Raw genomic sequence first — 18,866 nt, forward strand, 5'->3', positions numbered from 1 at the left:
AGGGACGGGCGCATATGGCGAGAAACGAGGGCTACGGCATCTACGGGTTCCGCTTCCAGGAGAGCGCGGAGCTGCCGCTTTGCAGCCTGTTCGCGGTCGGCCGTGAGGCGATCGACTCGACGGACTACGACTGGGACGGGGAGAAGAGGACCGACGGCCCGCTCCTGCTTTTCCAATATACGACGAGCGGCGAAGGAATCTACGAGAGCGGCGGCGAACGCCGGCTGGCGGCGGGAGAAGCGTTCATGACGGAAATTCCCGGGCGTCACCGCTACCGCTATCCGGGAGGAAAGGAGCCGTGGGAGTTCTATTTCGTTCTCCTCCGGCCGACGCATGCGCAGGGCTTGTGGGACTACGTCAAAAGCAGGACCGGCCCCTTTCCCCGCCTGTCGGCGGACAGTCCGCCGATCCTGCTGCTGCGCGATCTGTTCCAGCGCGCCAGCGCGGGCGGAATATCCGATCCGTTCGTCGCCTCCTCCTGCGTGCACGCCTTTCTCGTCGAGCTCTGCCGCTGGGCGTCGACCGGCGCCCGGCCGGAGACGGACTGGCCCGCTGCGATCCGCGAAGCGGCCGACTGCATGCGGACGCGCTATGCCGACATGATCAGCCAGCATGAGCTGGCCGACCGAGTCGGCTTGTCCCGATTCCACTTCGTCCGCAGCTTCGCCCGCCATGCCGGCGTGACGCCGGCGCAGTACCTCGCCCGCGTGCGCATCCAGAAGGCCGTGGAGCTGCTCGGCTCGACGGACTGGAGCATCGAGCGGATCGGCGCGGCTGTCGGCTACAGCAGCGGCAGCTATTTCATCAAGGCGTTCCGCAGGCTGACCGGCCGGACGCCGGGCTCGTTCCGCCTGGGCGGCGAAGGGCTTCCCTACAGCCGCATCTTTTTCGACTGAGCCTCTCGGAGCAAGACAGCAATTTCATGCTATTGCCTGCGTGAAATTGTCGTAGTTGGCGCCGGGACGCGTCGAGTATAGTTCAAGAAAGAACGCTGCTTGATGCGAAAACAGGAGGAAACGATGAGCCATCTGAACCTCGCGCCGACCCCGCCCATGGGCTGGAACAGCTGGGACTGCTACGGCGCAGCCGTCACCGAGCAAGAAATCCGCGGCAACGCGGAATACATGGCCGAGCGGCTGAAGCCGTTCGGCTGGGAGTACGTCGTCGTCGACATCCAGTGGTACGAGCCCGGAGCGAGCAGCTCCCTCTACCGCAAGTTCGTTCCACTGGAGATGGACGGCCATTCCCGCCTGATGCCCGCCGCGAACCGCTTTCCGTCCGCCGCCGGCGGCAAAGGCTTCCGTCCGCTCGCCGATTACGTGCACGGGCTCGGCTTGAAGTTCGGCATCCACATCATGCGCGGCATCCCCCGCCAGGCAGTCCATGCCGCGTCCCCGATCCTCGGCAGCGAGGCGACGGCGCGCGACATCGCGCATCCGAACTCGATCTGCCCGTGGAACACCGACATGTACGGCGTCGATCCGCGGCACGAAGGCTCGCAGGCGTACTACGACTCGCTGTTCGAGCTGTATGCGGAGTGGGGCGTCGACTTCGTCAAGGTCGACGACATCGCCGCGTCCCGGCTGTACGGCGCCCATCTCGAGGAGATCGCGCTGATCCGGCGGGCGATCGACCGCTGCGGGCGGCCGATCGTGCTGAGCCTGTCGCCCGGACCCGCGGCGGTCGAGCAGGCCGAGCAGCTCAAGGCCGGAGCGAATCTATGGCGCATCACCGACGACTTTTGGGACCGCTGGGAGCTGCTGCTCGACATGTTCGACCGCTGCGAGCGGTGGCAGGGCCTCGGAGCGGACGGCGCCTGGCCGGACTGCGACATGCTGCCGCTCGGCCATATCGGCATCCGCTCCGTCGACGGAGGCGGCGCCGACCGGCTGACCCGCTTCACGCGGGACGAGCAGGTGACGATGATGACGCTCTGGTGCCTGTTCCGCTCGCCGCTGTTTTTCGGAGGCGAGCTGCGCGACAACGACGCGTGGACGAACAGCCTGCTGACGAACCGCGACGTGCTGCGCCTGCACCGGAGCAGCAGCGGCGCCCGGCTGGTCAAGCGCGAGGGCGGCTCGATCGTCTGGGCGGCGGACGGCGACGGCGGCAGCTTGTACGCGGCGCTGTTCAACGTCGGCGAGCGGGCGGCGGCCGTCGAGGCGACGCTCGCCGAGCTCGGAGGCGCCGGCGCCTTCACGGCCAAGGAGCTGTGGAGCGGCCGGTCCGCCGAGCTTGCGGACGGCCGGCTGAGCGCCGAGCTGCCTCCGCACGGAGCGGCGCTGTACCGGCTCGATCCCGCCTAGCGGGGAGGCAGTCCGTGGTTCAGGCCGCGGGCTGAGCGGGCTGCGCCGGGGCGATCCTGCCGGCGGGAAGCCGGCCCGAGCGGGCTGCGCTGCGGCGATCCTGCCGGCGGGAAGCCGGACCGAGCGGCGGGCCGCCCTCGCATGGAACGGCGCTCGGCTCGGCTTGATCCCGCTTCGGCGGGCGCTGCGGACGCAAAAAAGGTGGAAGGGAAGCCGGCTCGGCCGGTTCTCCTTCCACCTTTTTCAGCTTTCCTCGGTCAAATAGCTGCCGAAGGAATGCCGGATGACATCGCCGCGGCTGATGATGCCGACAAGCACGCCGCCGCGGTGCACGGGCACCTTTTTGATCCGCTTGCGGCCGAGCAGTCCCGCGATCTGCGCGACGTCCTCGTCCTGGCTGACCGCCACGACCTTCTTGCGCGACAGCTCCATGACGTTGCGCCCGAGCAGCCGGCGCGTGCGGTCGTCGTACTCGCCCTCGTTCATGCTCATCACGGCCGAAAAATAAAACGCGTCGAGGACGAAGTCCTCCCGCTGGCCGATGTAGCGCATGATGTCGCCGTCGCTGATGTAGCCGACGATCTCGTTGCGCTCGTTGACGACCGGCAAGCCGCTGATCCTGTACTTGATGAACTTCTCGACGACGTCCTTGAGCGTGTCCGTCTCCTTGACCTTGTGGACCTGGCGGACCATGATCTCATGCGCCTTCATCCCCCGCACCCCCCGGCTGCGTTCCCGTCTGCTAGACAATACTTGCATCATGCAACTATATAATTGTATTATACAACTGTATAGATGCCTGTCAATGCAGAGTATGCGTCATGGCAGGCCAAGGAGACGGCGGATGGCGCCCGGGAAGGCGATCGGCGCCGCCTCTCTTGTCAGGAGGAGAGACGATGGACCCACATGCAGTCGAAACGATCGAAATGGAGCTGGCCCACCTGATCCGGCGCCTCATCGCGGAAACGACGTACCGCAAGAGCGGCGACAGCCTCGACCGCGCCGCCTATTTGCTGCTCGACCATATCGCCGGCAGCGGCTGGGCGTCGGTCAAGACGCTGGCCGAGGAGTTCCGGCTGGACAGCTCGACAATCAGCCGCCAGACGGCCGCGCTCGAGAAGAAGGGCCATCTCGCGCGCAGGCCGGTGGAGAATGACCGCCGCGCTTATACGCTCGAGCTGACCGAGCTCGGCCGCCTGGAGCTGGAGCGGAACAAGCAGATGCGGACCGAGCGCGTCGGCGAGCTGCTGGAAGGCTGGACCGCGCAGGAGGTCGAGCAGTTCAGCCGCCTGCTCCAGAAGTTCGGCGAGTCCGTGTCGGAGGGCTAGATCGGCGGATCAGCCGGCGAGGCGGGCCTGCCGAGTCGGGTCGGCGGGTCTGCCGGCGAAGTCGCGTCCGCGAAGCGGGTCGGCGAGCCGGCCAATCAGGGCAGCTTGTCGGATCAGCCCGCGAGGCGGATCAGCCCGCCTGGACGCGCTGCAGGCGCAGCGCGTTCAGCACGACCGAGACGGAGCTGAGCGCCATCGCCGCGCCGGCGACCCACGGCTCCAGCAGGCCGGCGGCCGCGACCGGGATGCCGAGCGAGTTGTAGCCGAGCGCCCAGAACAGGTTCTGGCGGATGTTGGCCATCGTCTTGCGGCTCATCCGGATCGCTTCCGGGATGCTGCGCAGGTCGCCGCGCATGAGCGTCACGTCGGCCGCCTCCAGGGCGACGTCCGAGCCGGTGCCGACCGCCATGCCGATGTCGGCCGTGGCGAGCGCCGGCGCGTCGTTGATGCCGTCGCCGACCATCGCTACGACGCGGCCTTCGCGCTGCAGGCGGCTCACCTCGTCCGCCTTGCCCTCCGGCAGCACCTCGGCCCTGACCTCCTCGATGCCGGCCTGGGCGGCGATCGCCCGGGCCGTGCGCTCGTTGTCTCCGGTCATCAGGATGACGCGCAAGCCCATCTCCTTCAGCTTCGCCACGGCTTCGCCCGAGCTCGGCTTGATCGTGTCGGCGACGGCGACCAGCCCGGCGTAGCGGCCGTCGACGGCGACGAGCATCGCCGTCTTGCCGTCCCGCTCCAGCGCCTCCATCTGCGGATGGGCGGCTGCGGCGTCCACGTCCTCGCGCTCCATCAGGCGGCGCGTGCCGACGAGCACGCGGCGGCCTTCGACCACCGCCTGGATGCCGTAGCCCGGGATCGCTTCAAAGGACGTCGGCTCCGGCAGCTCCGGCAGGTCGCGGCGGATGCCGGCGACGATCGCCTCGGCCAGCGGATGCTCGGAGCCGAGCTCCGCCGCTCCCGTCAGGCGCAGCAGCTCGTCGCGCTCCATCGCCGGCAGCACGTCGGTCAGCACCGGCTTGCCCTCGGTGACCGTGCCGGTCTTGTCGAGCACGATCGTATCGGCTTTATGCGTCTGCTCCAGATGCTCCCCGCCCTTGAACAGGATGCCGAGCTCCGCGGCGCGCCCGGAGCCCGCCATGATCGAGGTCGGAGTCGCCAGGCCGAGCGCGCACGGGCAGGCGATGACGAGCACGGCGATCGCGATCTCCAGCGCGCGGGCAAAGTCCCCCGGAGCGATCAGGAAGTACCAGATAAGTCCGGCCGCGAGCGCCGCCGCGACGACGATCGGCACGAAAATGCCGGAAATGCGGTCGGCGACCCGCTGAATCGGCGCCTTGGACCCTTGCGCCTGCTCGACGATGCGGACGATCTGCGCCAGCGTGGAGTCGCCTGCGGCCCGCGTCGAGCGGACGAGCAGCGCGCCGTTTTTGTTGATCGTCGCGCCAGTGACCGAATCTCCGGCCTGCTTGGAGACAGGCAGGCTCTCCCCCGTCAGCATCGACTCGTCGACGCTGCTGCTGCCGTCCTCGACGAGTCCGTCCACCGGAATCTTGTCGCCGGGGCGGACGCGCACGAGATCGCCGACGGCGACTTCCTCGAGCGGCACCGCGACATCCAGGCCGTCCCGCAGCACGGTCGCCGTCTTCGCCTGCAGGCCGATGAGCGACTTGATCGCCTCGGACGCGCGGCCCTTGGCCAGCGCCTCGAGCAGCTTGCCGGTCACGACGAGCGTGATGAGCACGGCGCTCGTCTCGTAGTAGAGCGACGGCGCGCCGTGATGCGCGCCGCCGCCGGCGAGCTGCCACTCGATCGTCAGGTACAGGCTGTAGAAATAGGCCGCCGACGTGCCGAGCGCGATGAGCACATCCATGTTCGCCCCGCCGCTGCGCAGCGCGTTGAACGCCCCCCGGTAAAAAGGCGCCCCGATCACGAACTGCACCGGCGTGGCCAAGGCGAGCTGCAGCCACGGATTCATCAGCAGCGCCGGCACCGGCAGCCACGACAGGAAGCCGAAATGCGCCGCCATCGTGTACAGCAGCGGCAGCGAGAGCAGCGCCGAGACGGCGAGGCGCAGCGCCTGCCTTTTCAGCTCCTTGCGCTTGCGCGCCTCCGCCCCGCCCTCCTCCTGCTCCATCGGCAGCGCCTTGTAGCCGAGCTTCGCCACCTTCTCCTGCATGTCGGCGAGGCCGACCTCGCCCGGAGCGTAGTCGACGCGCGCCGTCTCCATCGCAAAGTTCACCGTCGCCGAGGCGACGCCGGGCATGCGGGAGAGCCCCTTCTCGATGCGCGCGGCGCAAGCGGCGCAGGTCATGCCCTCCAGCCGCAGCTGGATCGTATCGTTCGCCGTGCCGTAGCCCAGCTTCTTCACTTTATCCTCCAACGCTTCGCGGTCGACCTTGCCCGGATCGTAGACGACGCTCGCCTGCTCGGTCGCGAAATTGACGCTGGCCGCCGAAACGCCGTCCATCTTGCCCAAGCCCTTCTCGATGCGCGTCGCGCAGGCCGCGCAGGTCATGCCGGTCAGCTGCAGGACGGATTTATGCTCGCCCGACGGGGCCGTCGTTGAGTCTGTTCGAGCCATCTCGCTTCTCCTCCAATGGTGATTCCTTGACTCCAATATACCCCCCACCCCTATATTGGTCAAGAAGTAAATCCGCCATCAATCGCCTATTTCCTTAGATTGGCTCCATGCCGGCGTCGATATGCGGCGGCATCGGAGGGCGTTGCGGGCCAGGCTGGCGCCGATCGGCGTCCTTGCGCCTCATGGCTCCGCGCATCTTGAGCAGGAATCGGCAGCCGCGGCATCGAAAAGGGCTCGCAGACGAAAGGAGGCTCTGCCTCATGCCTGCAGCGGTGACGGTTTTTGTCATGGATACCGGATTCGATCCGGACGCAGCCAAGGAATTTCCGCATGTCCGCCTGCACGCCGGCTTCAACATGAGCCGGCACGGCTCCCCGGACGACAGCTCCGATCCGCATGGGCATGGCACGGCCGTCGCGCGCACGCTGCTCGAGGCTTGCGGGCCGGCGCCGATCCGGCTCGTGCCGGTCCGGCTGCTCGATCGGCGAGGCGCGCTGTGGGAGCGCGGCCGGGTCGCCGACGCGCTTGAGCGCATCCTGCGCGAGCTGCCGGAGGGGCCGACGGTCGTCTGCGCCGCCTTCGGCGACGGCCGGCATCTGCTGCCGGACGAGCCGGACGGCCAGCCGGAGACGGCGGAGCGGATCCGCGAGCTGCGGCGGCGAGGCGTCGCTTTTGTCGCTGCGGCCGGCAATTTTTATGCTGCTGCGCGGCGGCAGCGTTGCTGGGGCATGTCCTGGCCGGCCAGCTGCCCGGACGCGGTCAGCGTCGGCGCAGCCGTTTGCGGGCGGAGCGAGGGGAGACGGGACGAGGCGGACGGTTGTGTGCAGGAGGCGGAGCGACTCGGCGAAGCGGACGGGGGCTTGCTGGAGGAGCGGCTGCGCGAAGCGGACGGGGGTGCGGCTGGCGGCTGGATGCTCGAGCCGAACAGCCAGCGAGCGCCGGCAGCATCGGCAGGCGGCGGCACGACGTTGTTCGCTCCCGCCCATCCGCCCGGGCATACGAGCGGCGCGGCAGCCTTCGCGGCCGGTCGGCTGGCAGCTCTTTGCAGCCGCTTTCCCGGCATCGGCGTGGACGAGCAGCTCGCATTGCTGCTGGCTGGCGCCGAATTCATTGCCGACGACGAAGGAAGCAGCCATTGGCCGCTGTTGTTATGAGCCGTCGAATCCCTTGATCCGCTCCCGGCAAGGCGCCGATGGCTGGAGTCGAATGTTCATTTCGTGAGGGGGATCGGTCGCGACTTGGTTCTATCCGGAAAAAGTATGGCGGATTACGATTGGCTGGACAACGGACGACGGAACCGAGCCATCGGACTCCTACCTCATTTATTTGAAGATTCTGTCGGTCGCCTTTTTGTTCATCGTATTGATGGGATGCCTGGCTTATCTTTTCGACTAATGCACTTGGGTCGGCCGAATCTCCCGTCTCAGCCAGTACGGTAAGGCGCCCCGCCTCCTGCTCCATAACGCCAACGATACTCAGAGACGCTATTTCGCTCAAAACGGCCATTCCGAAATTCTAACGATACTCACAGACGCTATCGGGCCGATTCCGCTGCACATCAACGTATTCCCAACCAATAGCGCTTCTCCGTATCGTTAAATTTCCAATCGCGCTCTTTTCGGGCCAATAGCGACTTGCAGTATCGTTAGCTCCGGCAGCTCCAGCAGTTCCGGCAGTTCTCGCAGCCCGCCAGCGCCGACGGCCTCTGTCAGCACCCGCCAATCCCACCGGCAGCACCGCTAACCCCGCCAGCTCCGGCACTTCCGCCAACCCCGCCAGCCGGCACTTTTGCCCGTTCCGCCGCCAGCGCCTGCAGCCCGCTTTCCGCATCGGGCATCCCCCATCCGACCACCCGTCGGCGGATCTCGCCGCGCTTCCTCTCGCCCCAATCCCGCCCCGCTTTGGCGCTCCCTCCTCCCGGCAGGCCCCCCCTCGCTCCCGAACAAAATAAACCCGAGGCGGATCGCTCCGCCTCAGGTCCATTCCGCTCTATCGGCCTATCCTCTATCGGCCTCTCCCTCTCCTATCCGCCTATCCCGGCTCCCGTCAAAACGCCGGCTGATTGTTTTTCTGAACCGCGATCACGTAGCCGATGTCTACCAGCATCGCGGCGGCCTTTTCCGCCGTGCTGACGCCGAGCAGGATCGTCTTCGTCTCGGGCTCGTCGTCCAGCACCGCGGCCGAGGCCAGCATCGATCCCGTATAGTCGAAGAAATTGTCGACCCACAGCAGCGACTCCGCCGTCTGCATGCCGCGCACGGCAGGATCGTCCGACTTGCGCTCCTCGTCGATCAGGATGCCGAACGCCGCCGTGCGCAGCACGGTGCGGACGCCGGTGCAGACGAGGTCGATCGCGGCATTGGCTTTGGCCAGCTTCTTGAACGCGGCCGACTCCAGGTCGCTGTACGTTTTCGTCAGCGAGGCGAGCGCCGGCACGAGCGCCTTGGCCGACATGAAGGAGGAGATCGCGAGGTTCGTGTCGTCGATCGCCTCCACCGCGTCCCCGCGGGTCGTGCGCCGGCTCATCGCCTCGACTGCCGTGCCGATGCCTTGGACGGCGACGCCGAAAAACATCGCCGGCTTGGACGGCTTGGCGTCGTCGCTCGCCTGCTGGGCCCAGGCGTAGGCGGCGGCACCCGCCTTGAGGAAGGCTCCGATCAGCCCGCCGATCCAGCTGAACCGGTTCAGCGCCGAGAAGCCGGACTGCGCCGTGACGTTGCCGAAGGCGAGCGGCACGATCTCGCCCTTGGCGAGCGGCGCTTCGCCGACGATCAGCTTGTAGGCGATCGTCGCCGGCACGGCGAGCAGCAGCAGCATGCCGTCGATCAGCGAGAAGGAGGCGTCGACATGCGTGCCCGGCGCGACGAGCTCGACGAGCTTTTCCACGAACGGGAACCGGACTCTCGCGAACAAGGCGTCGCGCAGCGCCCCCATCAGCGCGTCCATCAGGTCGAGCGAGCGCAGCACGAGCGCCTGCAGCCCTTCGAGCAGCCCCTCCGCGACGTCGGCCGCCACGGCTGCCGCCGCATCGCGGAACGTCTCCAGCGACAGCGCCGACCGTCCCGGCAGCTTGCCGCTGAACAGCGCCGACAGGTCCGCCTCGACGCGGTCCCAGGTGTCGATCAGCGCCTGCGCCTCGTCGGACACGAGCCCTTCGATGAACGTCTCCACCGCCTGGATCGTTTCCGCCGCCGGATCGGGCCCGTCGACATGCACGATCTCGCCGACCGCGTCGTCGAGCTTGCGGCGCACCCAGCTGACGACGCTGTTGCCGGTAATGGCGTCGATGAATTCCCGCACCGGAGACGCGGCCGCCTCCAGCTTGTCCTGAAGGCTCTCGCCCGGAGCCGGCGGGCTGGGCTGGAACGCCGCTCCCCCCTCCGGCCGCCAGCTGTCGAGCGCCAGCATCGCCGAGCGGAAGCCGCTCTCCACGGTCGGCTTGAGCGCGGAGATCCGGCTGCGCACGTAGCCGAGCGCGTCGTCGACCGCCTCCTTCATCGCGTCGCGGACGATCAGCACGTCCTCCCAGCTGAACAGGAACTTGAGGAACTGCCACACCTTGTCGAGCCCCGTCTCCACCTGCCGCCACAGCCAGCGGAAGAAGCCCGCCGCCTCCTCGAGGCAGCTCAGCACGAAGCGCTTGATCTTGCCGCCGAGCTCGCAGACGAAGTGCAGCGCGTCCTCCGCCTTGTGCAGCACGAACGTCCACGCCTCCTCCGCCCGATGAGCCAGTCCCTCGAAAAAGTCCGCGACCGTATGGCCGAGCTGGACGAAAAAGCTCTCCGCGCTCTCCGCCGCCTGCACGAGGCGTCCGATGACGCTGTCGTCCGCGGCCTGCACGCCGCCGCGGCCGTCGGCGACGATGCCCCAGCGGTAGCCGTCCGGCACGGACGAGGCGGAAAGGTCCGAGCGGTACGGGTCTCCGGCCGCGCTGCGCCGGATCGTCCACGAGCTGCCGCTCGGCCCGGCGGCGAGCTGCGCGCCTTGGCGCAGCGCGCTTGCGACGGCGTCGGCCTGTTCCGCGCCCGAGCCGGAGCGCCAGGCATCCGGCAGCAGCGGCTGCTCGCCGCCGGGCATGGCCACCGTCGCCGAGCGCAGCTCCGCTCCGGTCAGGCTGGCGAACCGCTCCAGCGCGGCCGCCGCCGGCTGCAGGTCGAGATGGCCGTCCAGCCCGGCGACCGTCAGCCGATACGACGGCGGCGCCAGCGACTGGACGCGGCTGTACAGGCTGACGCCCCCGTCCGCGCCGGTGACGGCCTGCGCCGAGACTCCCGGGCCGATGAAGGCCGGGCGGCCGCCGATCAGGATGTTCGTCGGCGCGGACGCCTCGACCTGCACGGCGACGCCCAGGCGCGGCTCGCCGGTCGAAGGCTCGACGACGCGCAGCGTGACGGCGTAGCAGGTGGAGGCGATCATCGCGGCCGGATCCTGCACGCGCAGCTCCGTCTCCTGCCAGCTGCGGCCGTCCGCCGCCTGGGCGATCAGCCCCGCTCCGCCGCCGGCGTACACCGCCAGCACGGACGAGCGCAGGCTGCCGTCGCCCATGGCCGGAGCCATTTCCAGCACGCCGGTCCGCACGAGCAGCGGCGCCAGCCAGCCGCCGCCCGCGTCCTGGGCGGCCGTCAGCAGGCCGCCGTCCTGCAGCAGGCACCAGACGCTCGTCGCCTTGCCGCCTGCGGATGGACGCTCGGCCAGGCACAGATCGGTCACGGCCGGCGCGGCCTCCGGCGGCACGACGACCGCCGGCGCGGCCTGGTCGGCGTTGTCCTGCTCGTCCGCCGTCAGCAGGCTGACGCCGCTGCCGCCGACGTACAGGTCGGTGCCGTCCGCTCCGGTCAGGCCCGTCTCCAGCAGGCGGGCTCCCGCCGGACAAGGCAGCGGCACGACCGGCGGCACGGTCGCCGCATGGCCGGATGCGTCATAGTCGGGGAACGGCCGGAACATGAGCGTGTCGGTGCCGCTGCCGGTGCCGAGCACGTACAGGCCCGAGCCGTAGGTCGGATGCACGCCCGCCTCGAAGTCGTAGATCTCGTCCAGCGTCGTCGCCGGATTGAATACGAGCGCGTCGGCGAAGCCGGTTTTGCCGCCGCTGCGGAGCAGATAGAGCAGATCGCCCGCTCCCCCGTGTCCGGCCAGCACGGCCGTCCAGCTGCCGTCGCCCTCGTCCAGCACGCGGATCGCCTCGACGCGCCGCCCTTCCCTCGTCCCGCCGTCGGTCCAGATCAGCGTCTCCCAGGCGGTGGCGGCGCTGCTCAGGTTAAAGGCCGTCCAGATCCGGCTCGCGCCCGTACCGCCGGCCTCCTCCGTCGCGACCGCCAGCGCGATCCGGTCGTCCTCCGTCCACGCCGCGCCGATCGCCTGCACGCGGGGCGATCCGTCCGCCGTCCGTCCGGGCGTCAGGTCGATCGTCTGCCAGCCGTCGGGCGACTCGAGGTCGCGCCGCGCCAGGAACAGCTCGCCGTCCGTGCCGATGCTGAGCAGCATCGGCAGCACGGCGCCGCCGCGATGATCCGGCAGCGAGACAATCCGCCGCTGGTACCGTCCGACCTCCGCCGGATCGGCGAGCGCCTCCGGTCCGAATACGCGCGCCTGCTCATAGTGGTCGATAATGTCGGAGCTGACGGTGAAGCTCCACTCCTTGCCTGAAGCATCCTTTGCCGAGAACGCCTCCACGCGGGGCTGCTTGTCTGCCATATCCATCCCTCTCCCTTCTAAGGTCGCGCCTCAAGGCGCCTTGTAGATCGCGTCCAGCAGCAGGTCGCCCGTCGCGCCGGAGAACCGGAAGTTCTGGAAGGCGAACACGCCTCCGCCCGGCGGCACGAAGCTGTGCTGCGACAGGTCGAGCTCGAGCTGCGAGAACGCCTGCCGGAGCCCGTCTTCCAGCTCGCCGACGATGTCGCTGGCGGCATGGGTCATGATTTCCAGCAGCGTGCCGCCCGTGATGCCGAGCAGCTTCGGAATTTCCGAGAACGCCTCCTCGACCTTGCCGAAGCCGCTCGCTTCGTTGCGGGTCGTATGGAAGTCGCCGAACGAATAGTCGAACTGCGGATCGAGCCGGAACGCGCTCGTGCCTCCCGGCGTCGAGAGGGCGACGCTGCCCGTGATCGGGGCTTCGCCGGCGGCGTCGAGCTTGGCCGTCTCCATGCCGGCCGGGCCGAGCGTATGCTTGCGATAGACGAAGGAGCAGTAGACGCGGCCGGTGACGTCCATCGAGGCGCTGCCCGGGCGGATCGCCACGTTCAGCTCGAAGCCTTTCGTCAGGTCGATGAAGTGGTCGATGATGTCGCGGCTGCGGTTCGACTGGGTCTCCTCCCGCTGGAAGCGGCGGTTCAAGCCGTCCGCCTGCGGCTGCAGGCCGCCGAGCGCCTTGGCGAACTGGGGCATGAGGTAGTTGTCCACGAACACCTCCTTGCGGATCGCGAGCAGGCCCGAGACGAGCCCCTTCGAGCCGTCCAGCATCGCCGGATCGATCCAGCGGTCCTGGAGCGCGACGCGCGCGCCGTCCTTGTCCGCCGGCAGCGGGCGTCCGGCGAGCGCGCCGAGATAGCTGAGCGTGCTCGCGGCGGGCGCTTCCGGCACCGCATGCACGTCGAACACGAAGTCGGTCAGCGCGAACGTCGGAGGCTGCTGCTGGCCCGCGTTGCGGCGCACGACCGTGCCGAGCAGGAAGTCGTCCGAGTCGCCGGACTGAAGCAGGCCGCCGAGCAGCGACAGCGCCTTCACGCGCGCCGCTTGCGGCACGTCCGGCGGGATGTTGACGTCGTGGTTGTCGGCCATCAGCAGGTTCGCGTTCGTCAGCTCCAGGAACAGGTACTCGATGGAGAACACGTCATCCGGCAAGCCGGCCTGCTGCTTGGCGGAGTCGATCGCGTCCTGCGCCGTCTGGGCGCTGGCCGGGTCGATGGCGCGCAGCGCCTTGAGATCGACCGGCTTTTTGTCCAGATCGGTGAGGAAGGACACGCTCCAGTTGTCGATCGGCGCCTCGGCGGCCTCATCGTTGTCTTCGTCGTAATAGGTGACGGTGCCGCTCAGCAGCGTCAGCGTCACTTTCACCTGCGCCAGCTTGGCGTCCGGCACGTTCAGATCGACGCGCAGCGGGGCCAGCGTCGCCGTCAGGCCGTACGGGGACGGCGTGCCGTCCTTCTTGAGCGGATGCAGCTTCAGCGTCTCGTCGAGCTGGCGCCGTCTTTTCCAGGCTTTCCAGGCGTAGCCGAGCTGGCTGTCGAGGCTCGTCTGGGCGAGCGCCAGGCACAGGTCGAAGTCGGTCAGGGCATTGCGGCTGTCGGTCATCGTTTTTTGCACTCCTTTTCGGATGGGGATCGGTGGAAAGGGGAATGGCGGAAGGGCATGGCGCTGCGGCGCCGTTCAATCGTCCGCCGTCTGCGTGCGGTCGACGGTCTTGCTGGCGAGATAGCCGGCATGGCTGATGCCGAGCACGGCGAGGAAGCCTTGGCCCAGCGTCGGCAGCCGCCCGAGCTCCTCCGCCGGGACGGTGCCGAACAGCTGGAGCAGCAGCGCGCTGTAGGCGGCCGCCCCGACGAGGGTGAAAAAGAACAGCTGCAGCTTGGCCAGGTCGACGTAGCCCGCGGTCTTGAGCTCCTCGCCCTGGAACAGGTCGTTCCACGCCGCATCCTGGAACCGCGGCTTGGCGAGCAGGATGCCGTCGCCGGCCGCCACCTGCTCCGGATCGAGCTTGGCCGCCGCCGCCGGATCCGGCTGCTTGTCCTGCTTCTGCGCATGGATGACGGGCGCGGCGACGAGCGAGGTGACGCTGATGCCCATGAGCGCCCACAGCTGCCAGTCCATGTCGATCTGCAGCGCGGCCGTCGGGTCCGCCAGGCCGTACGCTCGCAGCGAGGCGGCCGTATAGTAGGCGGACAGCAGCAGCACCGTCCAGACGACCGTCTGGAAGCGGGACAGGCTCATGACGTTGCGCTCGTTCACGAGCAGCCCGCGATAGCGGCCGGTCAGCCGCTTGCTGACGAGTCCGCACAGCAGCGCCAGCAGCAGCGCATGTCCGGCCCAGAGCGCCCCCTGGCCGGAGCTGAGCGACTCCTTCAGCTCGGCGAGCCGCTCGGGATCGAGCGCGGGGGCGGGGGCGGCAGCGTCTGCGGACGGATCCGTGCCGGAGCCGAGCCCGTTTGCCGTCGGATTCGCTCCGAAGGCGGCAGCGCTCGTTGCTGCTCGGGGAGGGCCGAGCAGCCGGGCGACGGCGGTTTTGGCTGCCTGCCGGTCCTTCAGCTCGTCGGCCGCCACGGGAGGCCCGTCGGTCCGGCCCCGGTCGAGCTCGGCGATGAGCGTCCGCGTCGGCGCCTTGGTGAGGTTGTACGCGGTCACGAGCGGCGGCAGCAGCGCCAGCGCGAGCACGAGCAGCGCGATCGCCGCCGGCAGCGCGGCGCCGCGAATCGGACGCGGCGGCTTGCGAAGCGTCAGCTCCATCGGCCGCTACCCGGCCGGCACGGCGATGCGGAAGCCGCCGCCGTCGCCGCTCGACTCGTTCGTGTCGACCGATAGGCCGCAGACGGTCGTGCTTTGCAGCTGCCGGATATTCCAGCCGGCGAACGCCTCATGCCCCCGCCAGCCGCGCGACTCCGCCAGCCAGGCGTACGCGACCTGCGGATGCTCGGCGCGGATGCGGCTGCAGCTGTAGCCCGAGCCGTAGATGCCGACCGCGTACGGCTTTCCGCCTTTGCCGGCCGCCTCGGCCCCTTCCGCCTGCACCGACTCGACGACGCCGCGGATATAGTCCCGCACCGGTCCGTTCAGATCCGCCTCGGAGGCGTCGTAGTCGACCGTAAAGTAGATCGGCGTGCCTCCCGGCTGCCCGATCGTCCGGCGGGCGTAGGCCGCCGCGTCGGCGCCGTCTTTTTTGCCGGCCTCGTAGTCGAAGTACGCCGCGCTCGTCGGGAAGCCGTTCTCCCACACCGCGACGATGTAGAGCCCCTCCGCGCTCAGGGCGGCCGCCTCCTCCCTCGTCAAATTCTTCTGCGGCCGATTGCGGTTGTAGTAGCGGCCGACGAACGCATAGCCCGCCTCGTGGATCGCCTTCGCCAGCGAGTGGCAGTTGACCGCCGTGTCGATTCCTTTCGCCATCCTATCCTCTCCTTTCGACTTCCTGTCTCCGTTATACCGGGACGGCGCGTCATTCGGACAGAGACGGGAGTCGCCGTTTTTGTCCGTATATGCGGTGACGGGCGTAATGGAGCCGGGGGGCGGGGGATGACGGACGTCATGGAGCGGGGAGGCCGGAGATGGCGGACGTCATGCAATTCCTCGACTGCCTGCTTCTTTGCCGATGCGTAGATGGACTCTTTGCTTGCTCAACGCCGCTCCGCGGATGGGCCATTCTGCTTGCTGTTATGCCGCTCCGCGGATGGATCATTCTGCTTGTTGTTGCGCCGCTCCGCGGATGGGCCCTCTTTCCGATTCCTGTGAAGCCCAGATTCCTCTGATCTCCCTTTCCGAAGCGGAAGGAATCCGGCCTTCAAGGGAACCGCTCCGCTTCTCCAAGAGGGTCCATCCTCTCCGCTCCAGCTTTTCGCCGCCATCGCCATCATGCTGCGCCTCCTCGTTCCTGAGTAAATCGATTTTTCGAGTTGGCGAGCAGTTGCCCCGCCCGCACGATTGTCTCCAAGGACAGCACAACTCCCAGTTACTCGGTTTTTCCGCGTAATTACGTCCGTTTCGTCCCCGCACACCCGAGCTGCTCGGTTTTTCCGCATAACTCCACCCGCCTGCATCACCTCACACCCGAGTTACTCGGTTTTTCCGCGTAACTCCACCCGCCTGCATCACCTCACACCCGAGCTGCTCGGTTTTCCCGCGTAACTCCACCCGCCTGCATCACCTCACACCCGAGTTACTCGGTTTTTCCGCGCAACTCCACCCACTGCATCCCCTCACACCCGAGTTACTCGGTTTTTCCGCGTAACTCCACCCGCCTGCATCACCTCACACCCGAGTTGCTCGGTTTTTCCGCGCAACTCCCCCCACCTGCCGCCCCGTACAACCGAGTTACTCGGTTTTTCCGCGTAACTCCACCCGCCTGCATCCCTTCACACCCGAGCTGCTCGGTTTTTCCGCGTAACTCCACCCGCCTGCATCCCCGTACACCCGAGTTACTCGGTTTTTCCGCGCAACTCCACCCGCCTGCATCACCTCACACCCGAATTACTCGGTTTTTCCGTGTAACTCCGTTCATGTAACCGACTTGGCTAGTGGGTCTCCTCTGCAACCCGATTTTTTCGGGCTGCAAGCTCGCTCCCCGACTTCCATGCAGTTGAAGCCGACACATGCTGCCTGCGCCGACAAAAAAAGAGGTCCCCCTTCATCCGCAGCGGATGAAGAGGGACCTCTTTGACGTTACAGCTCGATTTCGCGCAGAAGCAGTACGGCCGCCGTGCGGTCGCCGACGCCGAGCTTGCTGTAGATGACGCTGGCATAGTTGCGGATCGTGCCTTCGTTCATGAACATGGCAGCCGCGATCTGCTTGTTGGACAAGCCGCTGCGGATATGGCGCGCCACCTCCAGCTCACGCTCGGTAAACCCCCATGCTGCTCCCGCAGGCGTGCCCGGCAGCCTGCCGACGCCCGTGCGATGGCCGGAGCTCGCGGTGGCGCGCAGTCCTGAACCGGGTCCTCCCGAACGCCATGCTTCTACGGATCGACCCTGGCCTGCTCCCGCTCGACCAGATTCCCGCGGCTGCCCAGCGCCTGCTGCTCCCGCTCGCCAAGATTCCGCTGGCTGTCCAGTGCCTTCACCCGCTCGATATCCTGCGCCTGCGGCTGCAGCTGGCGCCGCCTCCTCCGCGAGCCGACGCAGCTGCGCGGCGACGTTGGAGGCGACGGCGGCCGGCATGACGAGCCGGCCTTTGGCGGCGTCGCGGATCGCGTCGAGCAGCTGCGGGGCGTCCATGTCCTTCAGCAGATAGCCGCATGCGCCCGCCGCGAGCCCGTCCCGGACGTAGCCGTCGTCGAGGAATGTGGACAGCAGCAGCACGACGGTGGGCGAGCCTTCTTCGGCGAGCCTCCGAGCGCACTCGATGCCGCCCATGCGGGGCATCTGGATGTCGAGTAGCAGCACGTCCGGCTCCAGCTCGCGGACCCGCTCCAGCGCCTCCGCTCCGTCCGCCGCCAGACCGACGACTTCCATGTCGGGCTCGAGCCGCACGATCGTCTGCAGGCCGTCGCGCATGAGCGCCTGGTCGTCGGCGATGACGATGCGCAGCGGACTCATGGCGTCCCGCCTCCTGGCGAACGCGGTTCGGAACGATCCGCATGCTCGCTGGCCGCCGCTACGTCGCCCGCTTCTCCTGCCTCGGAGGGAGCCGCCCCATTAGCGAATGCTGTCGCCGCCTCCGCCTCGCGGCTCAACGGCAGCACGGTCCGCAACCTCGCCCCGCTGGCCGTTTCCTCCGCCGACACGGCCGCGGCCGCCTCTCGCGGCAGCGGCAGCGCGGCCCGCAGCTCCGCGCCGCCGCGCGCGGACGCGGCGAGCGTCAGGCTGCCGCCGGCTTCGGCGAGCTGCCCCTGCAGGGCGCGCAGCCCGAAGCCGGGCTCCGCGTCGCCGCTCCAGCGGCCGTCGTTCCAGAGCGACAGCGCGATCCGCCGCCCGCCCTCGGCGGACGGCTCCACCTCCGCCCGGCAGGCGAAGCGCTGCGCTCCGCCATGGCGGATGCCGTTGGTGAGCCCTTCCCGCAAAATATCCCGCAGCAGCCGCGCCTGGTACCAGCTGAGCGGAGGCAAGCCGCCGAAGCTTGCTTCCACCCGGACGCCGCTCGCCCACTCGGCTTCCCGGGCCACCTGCTCCAGCTCCTCGCCCGCCGACCGCCGCACCGAGCTGTCCGCGGCGATCGCGCGCACCGAGCCGCGGATCTCCTCCAGCCCCTTGCGCGCGAGCTGACGGGCGATCTCCACCTTGGCCTCGGCCTCGTCGCCCTCGCCGGCGGCAAGCAGCCGCCGCGCCGCCTCCAGCTGCACGATCGCCGCCGTCATCGTATGGCCGACGCTGTGATGGATCTCGCGGGCGATCCGCCCCCGCTCCTCCAGCACGGCCACCTCGGCCATCGCCTCGTAGGCCGAGCGGATGGACGCCTCCAGCTGCCGGCCGCGCTCCTCCAGCTCCTGCGTGCGGCGGCGGACCGCCTCCTCGAGCCGCGCCTGCGAGCGGGACAGCTCCACGGCCGCGCGATAGGCGCGGATCGAGGCGTAGACGGTGCTGAACAGCTTCGAGCTGGTCAGCTCCGTCTTTTCGCGATAGTCGTTGATGTCATAGCTGCGGATGACGTCCGACTCGGGAGCCTGGCCCGGCTGCCCGGTGCGCAGCACGATGCGCACGAGCGCATTGCCGAGCTCTTCCCGGATCGATCTCGCCAGCCGCAGTCCGGCATCCTCCGTCTCCATGACGACATCCAGCAGCACGACCGCGAAGTCGGCATGCCCGCGCAGCAGCTCCAGCGCTTCCGCCGCGCTGTAGGCGCTGTAAAAAACGAGCGGCCGTCCCTCGAACGTCTCCGGCCCGAGCACGAGCCGGGTGACGCGGTGGATGTCCGGATCGTCGTCGACGATCAGGAACTTCCAGCCGGAGCCGTCTTCGGCCGCCGGCTCCTCCTCCGGCGCGAAGCCGATCTCCTCTTCCTCCATCCTCTGCTCC

At 68.4% G+C, this 18,866-nt stretch carries 12 protein-coding genes and 1 pseudogene; 5 read left to right on the forward strand and 8 right to left on the reverse strand.

Translation table 11 applies throughout. The features are described 5' to 3' along the window. Nucleotides 1–14: 14 nt before the first annotated feature. Nucleotides 15–896, forward strand: a complete 882-nt coding sequence (locus tag H582_RS0102240; RefSeq protein ID WP_028597196.1) for an AraC family transcriptional regulator — start codon at nt 15–17, stop codon at nt 894–896. A 123-nt stretch (nt 897–1,019) separates the two neighbouring features. Beyond that, entirely contained in the window at nt 1,020–2,306 is a 1,287-nt protein-coding gene (locus H582_RS0102245; RefSeq protein WP_028597197.1) for a glycoside hydrolase family 27 protein, read from the forward strand. A 243-nt stretch (nt 2,307–2,549) separates the two neighbouring features. Here the strand turns inward: H582_RS0102245 and H582_RS0102255 are convergent, their stop codons facing one another. Next, nucleotides 2,550–3,017 (reverse strand): CBS domain-containing protein, encoded by a 468-nt coding sequence (locus H582_RS0102255; protein ID WP_028597198.1) that lies wholly within the window; start codon nt 3,015–3,017, stop codon nt 2,550–2,552. Between the two features lie 185 nt (nt 3,018–3,202). Here H582_RS0102255 and H582_RS0102260 point away from each other — a divergent pair, with 185 nt between their 5' ends. Next, nucleotides 3,203–3,634, forward strand: coding sequence for a MarR family winged helix-turn-helix transcriptional regulator (locus H582_RS0102260; RefSeq protein ID WP_028597199.1), 432 nt, complete (start codon nt 3,203–3,205; stop codon nt 3,632–3,634). A gap of 130 nt (nt 3,635–3,764) precedes the next feature. On the opposite strand, the gene H582_RS0102265 is transcribed toward H582_RS0102260, so the two are convergent. Further along, nucleotides 3,765–6,215: a heavy metal translocating P-type ATPase gene (locus tag H582_RS0102265; protein ID WP_028597200.1), complete on the reverse strand. Its 2,451-nt coding sequence runs from the start codon at nt 6,213–6,215 to the stop codon at nt 3,765–3,767. A 260-nt stretch (nt 6,216–6,475) separates the two neighbouring features. Here H582_RS0102265 and H582_RS0102270 point away from each other — a divergent pair, with 260 nt between their 5' ends. Then, nucleotides 6,476–7,369 (forward strand): S8/S53 family peptidase, encoded by an 894-nt coding sequence (locus tag H582_RS0102270; protein WP_028597201.1) that lies wholly within the window; start codon nt 6,476–6,478, stop codon nt 7,367–7,369. An 88-nt stretch (nt 7,370–7,457) separates the two neighbouring features. After that, nucleotides 7,458–7,610, forward strand: a pseudogene (locus H582_RS33310) (DUF6199 family natural product biosynthesis protein); the annotation flags it as partial. Between the two features lie 651 nt (nt 7,611–8,261). Here H582_RS33310 and H582_RS0102275 read toward each other — a convergent pair. The 6 genes from H582_RS0102275 to H582_RS29710 form a co-directional block, all read right to left on the reverse strand. Next, complete coding sequence (locus H582_RS0102275; protein ID WP_028597202.1) at nt 8,262–11,909, reverse strand: hypothetical protein; 3,648 nt, start codon at nt 11,907–11,909, stop codon at nt 8,262–8,264. Between the two features lie 30 nt (nt 11,910–11,939). Next, entirely contained in the window at nt 11,940–13,505 is a 1,566-nt protein-coding gene (locus H582_RS0102280; protein WP_028597203.1) for a hypothetical protein, read from the reverse strand. 75 nt (nt 13,506–13,580) lie between these two features. Then, nucleotides 13,581–14,654, reverse strand: a complete 1,074-nt coding sequence (locus H582_RS0102285; RefSeq protein ID WP_028597204.1) for a hypothetical protein — start codon at nt 14,652–14,654, stop codon at nt 13,581–13,583. 6 nt (nt 14,655–14,660) lie between these two features. Further along, on the reverse strand, nt 14,661–15,308 hold the full coding sequence (locus H582_RS29700) for a DUF1906 domain-containing protein (protein WP_052332880.1): 648 nt from the start codon (nt 15,306–15,308) through the stop codon (nt 14,661–14,663). 1,269 nt (nt 15,309–16,577) lie between these two features. Next, a complete protein-coding gene (locus tag H582_RS29705; protein ID WP_028597206.1) occupies nt 16,578–17,450 on the reverse strand; it encodes a response regulator transcription factor in 873 nt (290 codons plus the stop codon). Further along, entirely contained in the window at nt 17,447–18,856 is a 1,410-nt protein-coding gene (locus H582_RS29710) for an ATP-binding response regulator (protein ID WP_156876686.1), read from the reverse strand. The genes H582_RS29705 and H582_RS29710 overlap by 4 nt, the downstream gene beginning before the upstream one ends. Nucleotides 18,857–18,866: the final 10 nt, after the last annotated feature.

The sequence above is a fragment of the Paenibacillus pasadenensis DSM 19293 genome (genome assembly GCF_000422485.1).
Classification (GTDB): Bacteria; Bacillota; Bacilli; order Paenibacillales; family Paenibacillaceae; genus Paenibacillus_O; species Paenibacillus_O pasadenensis.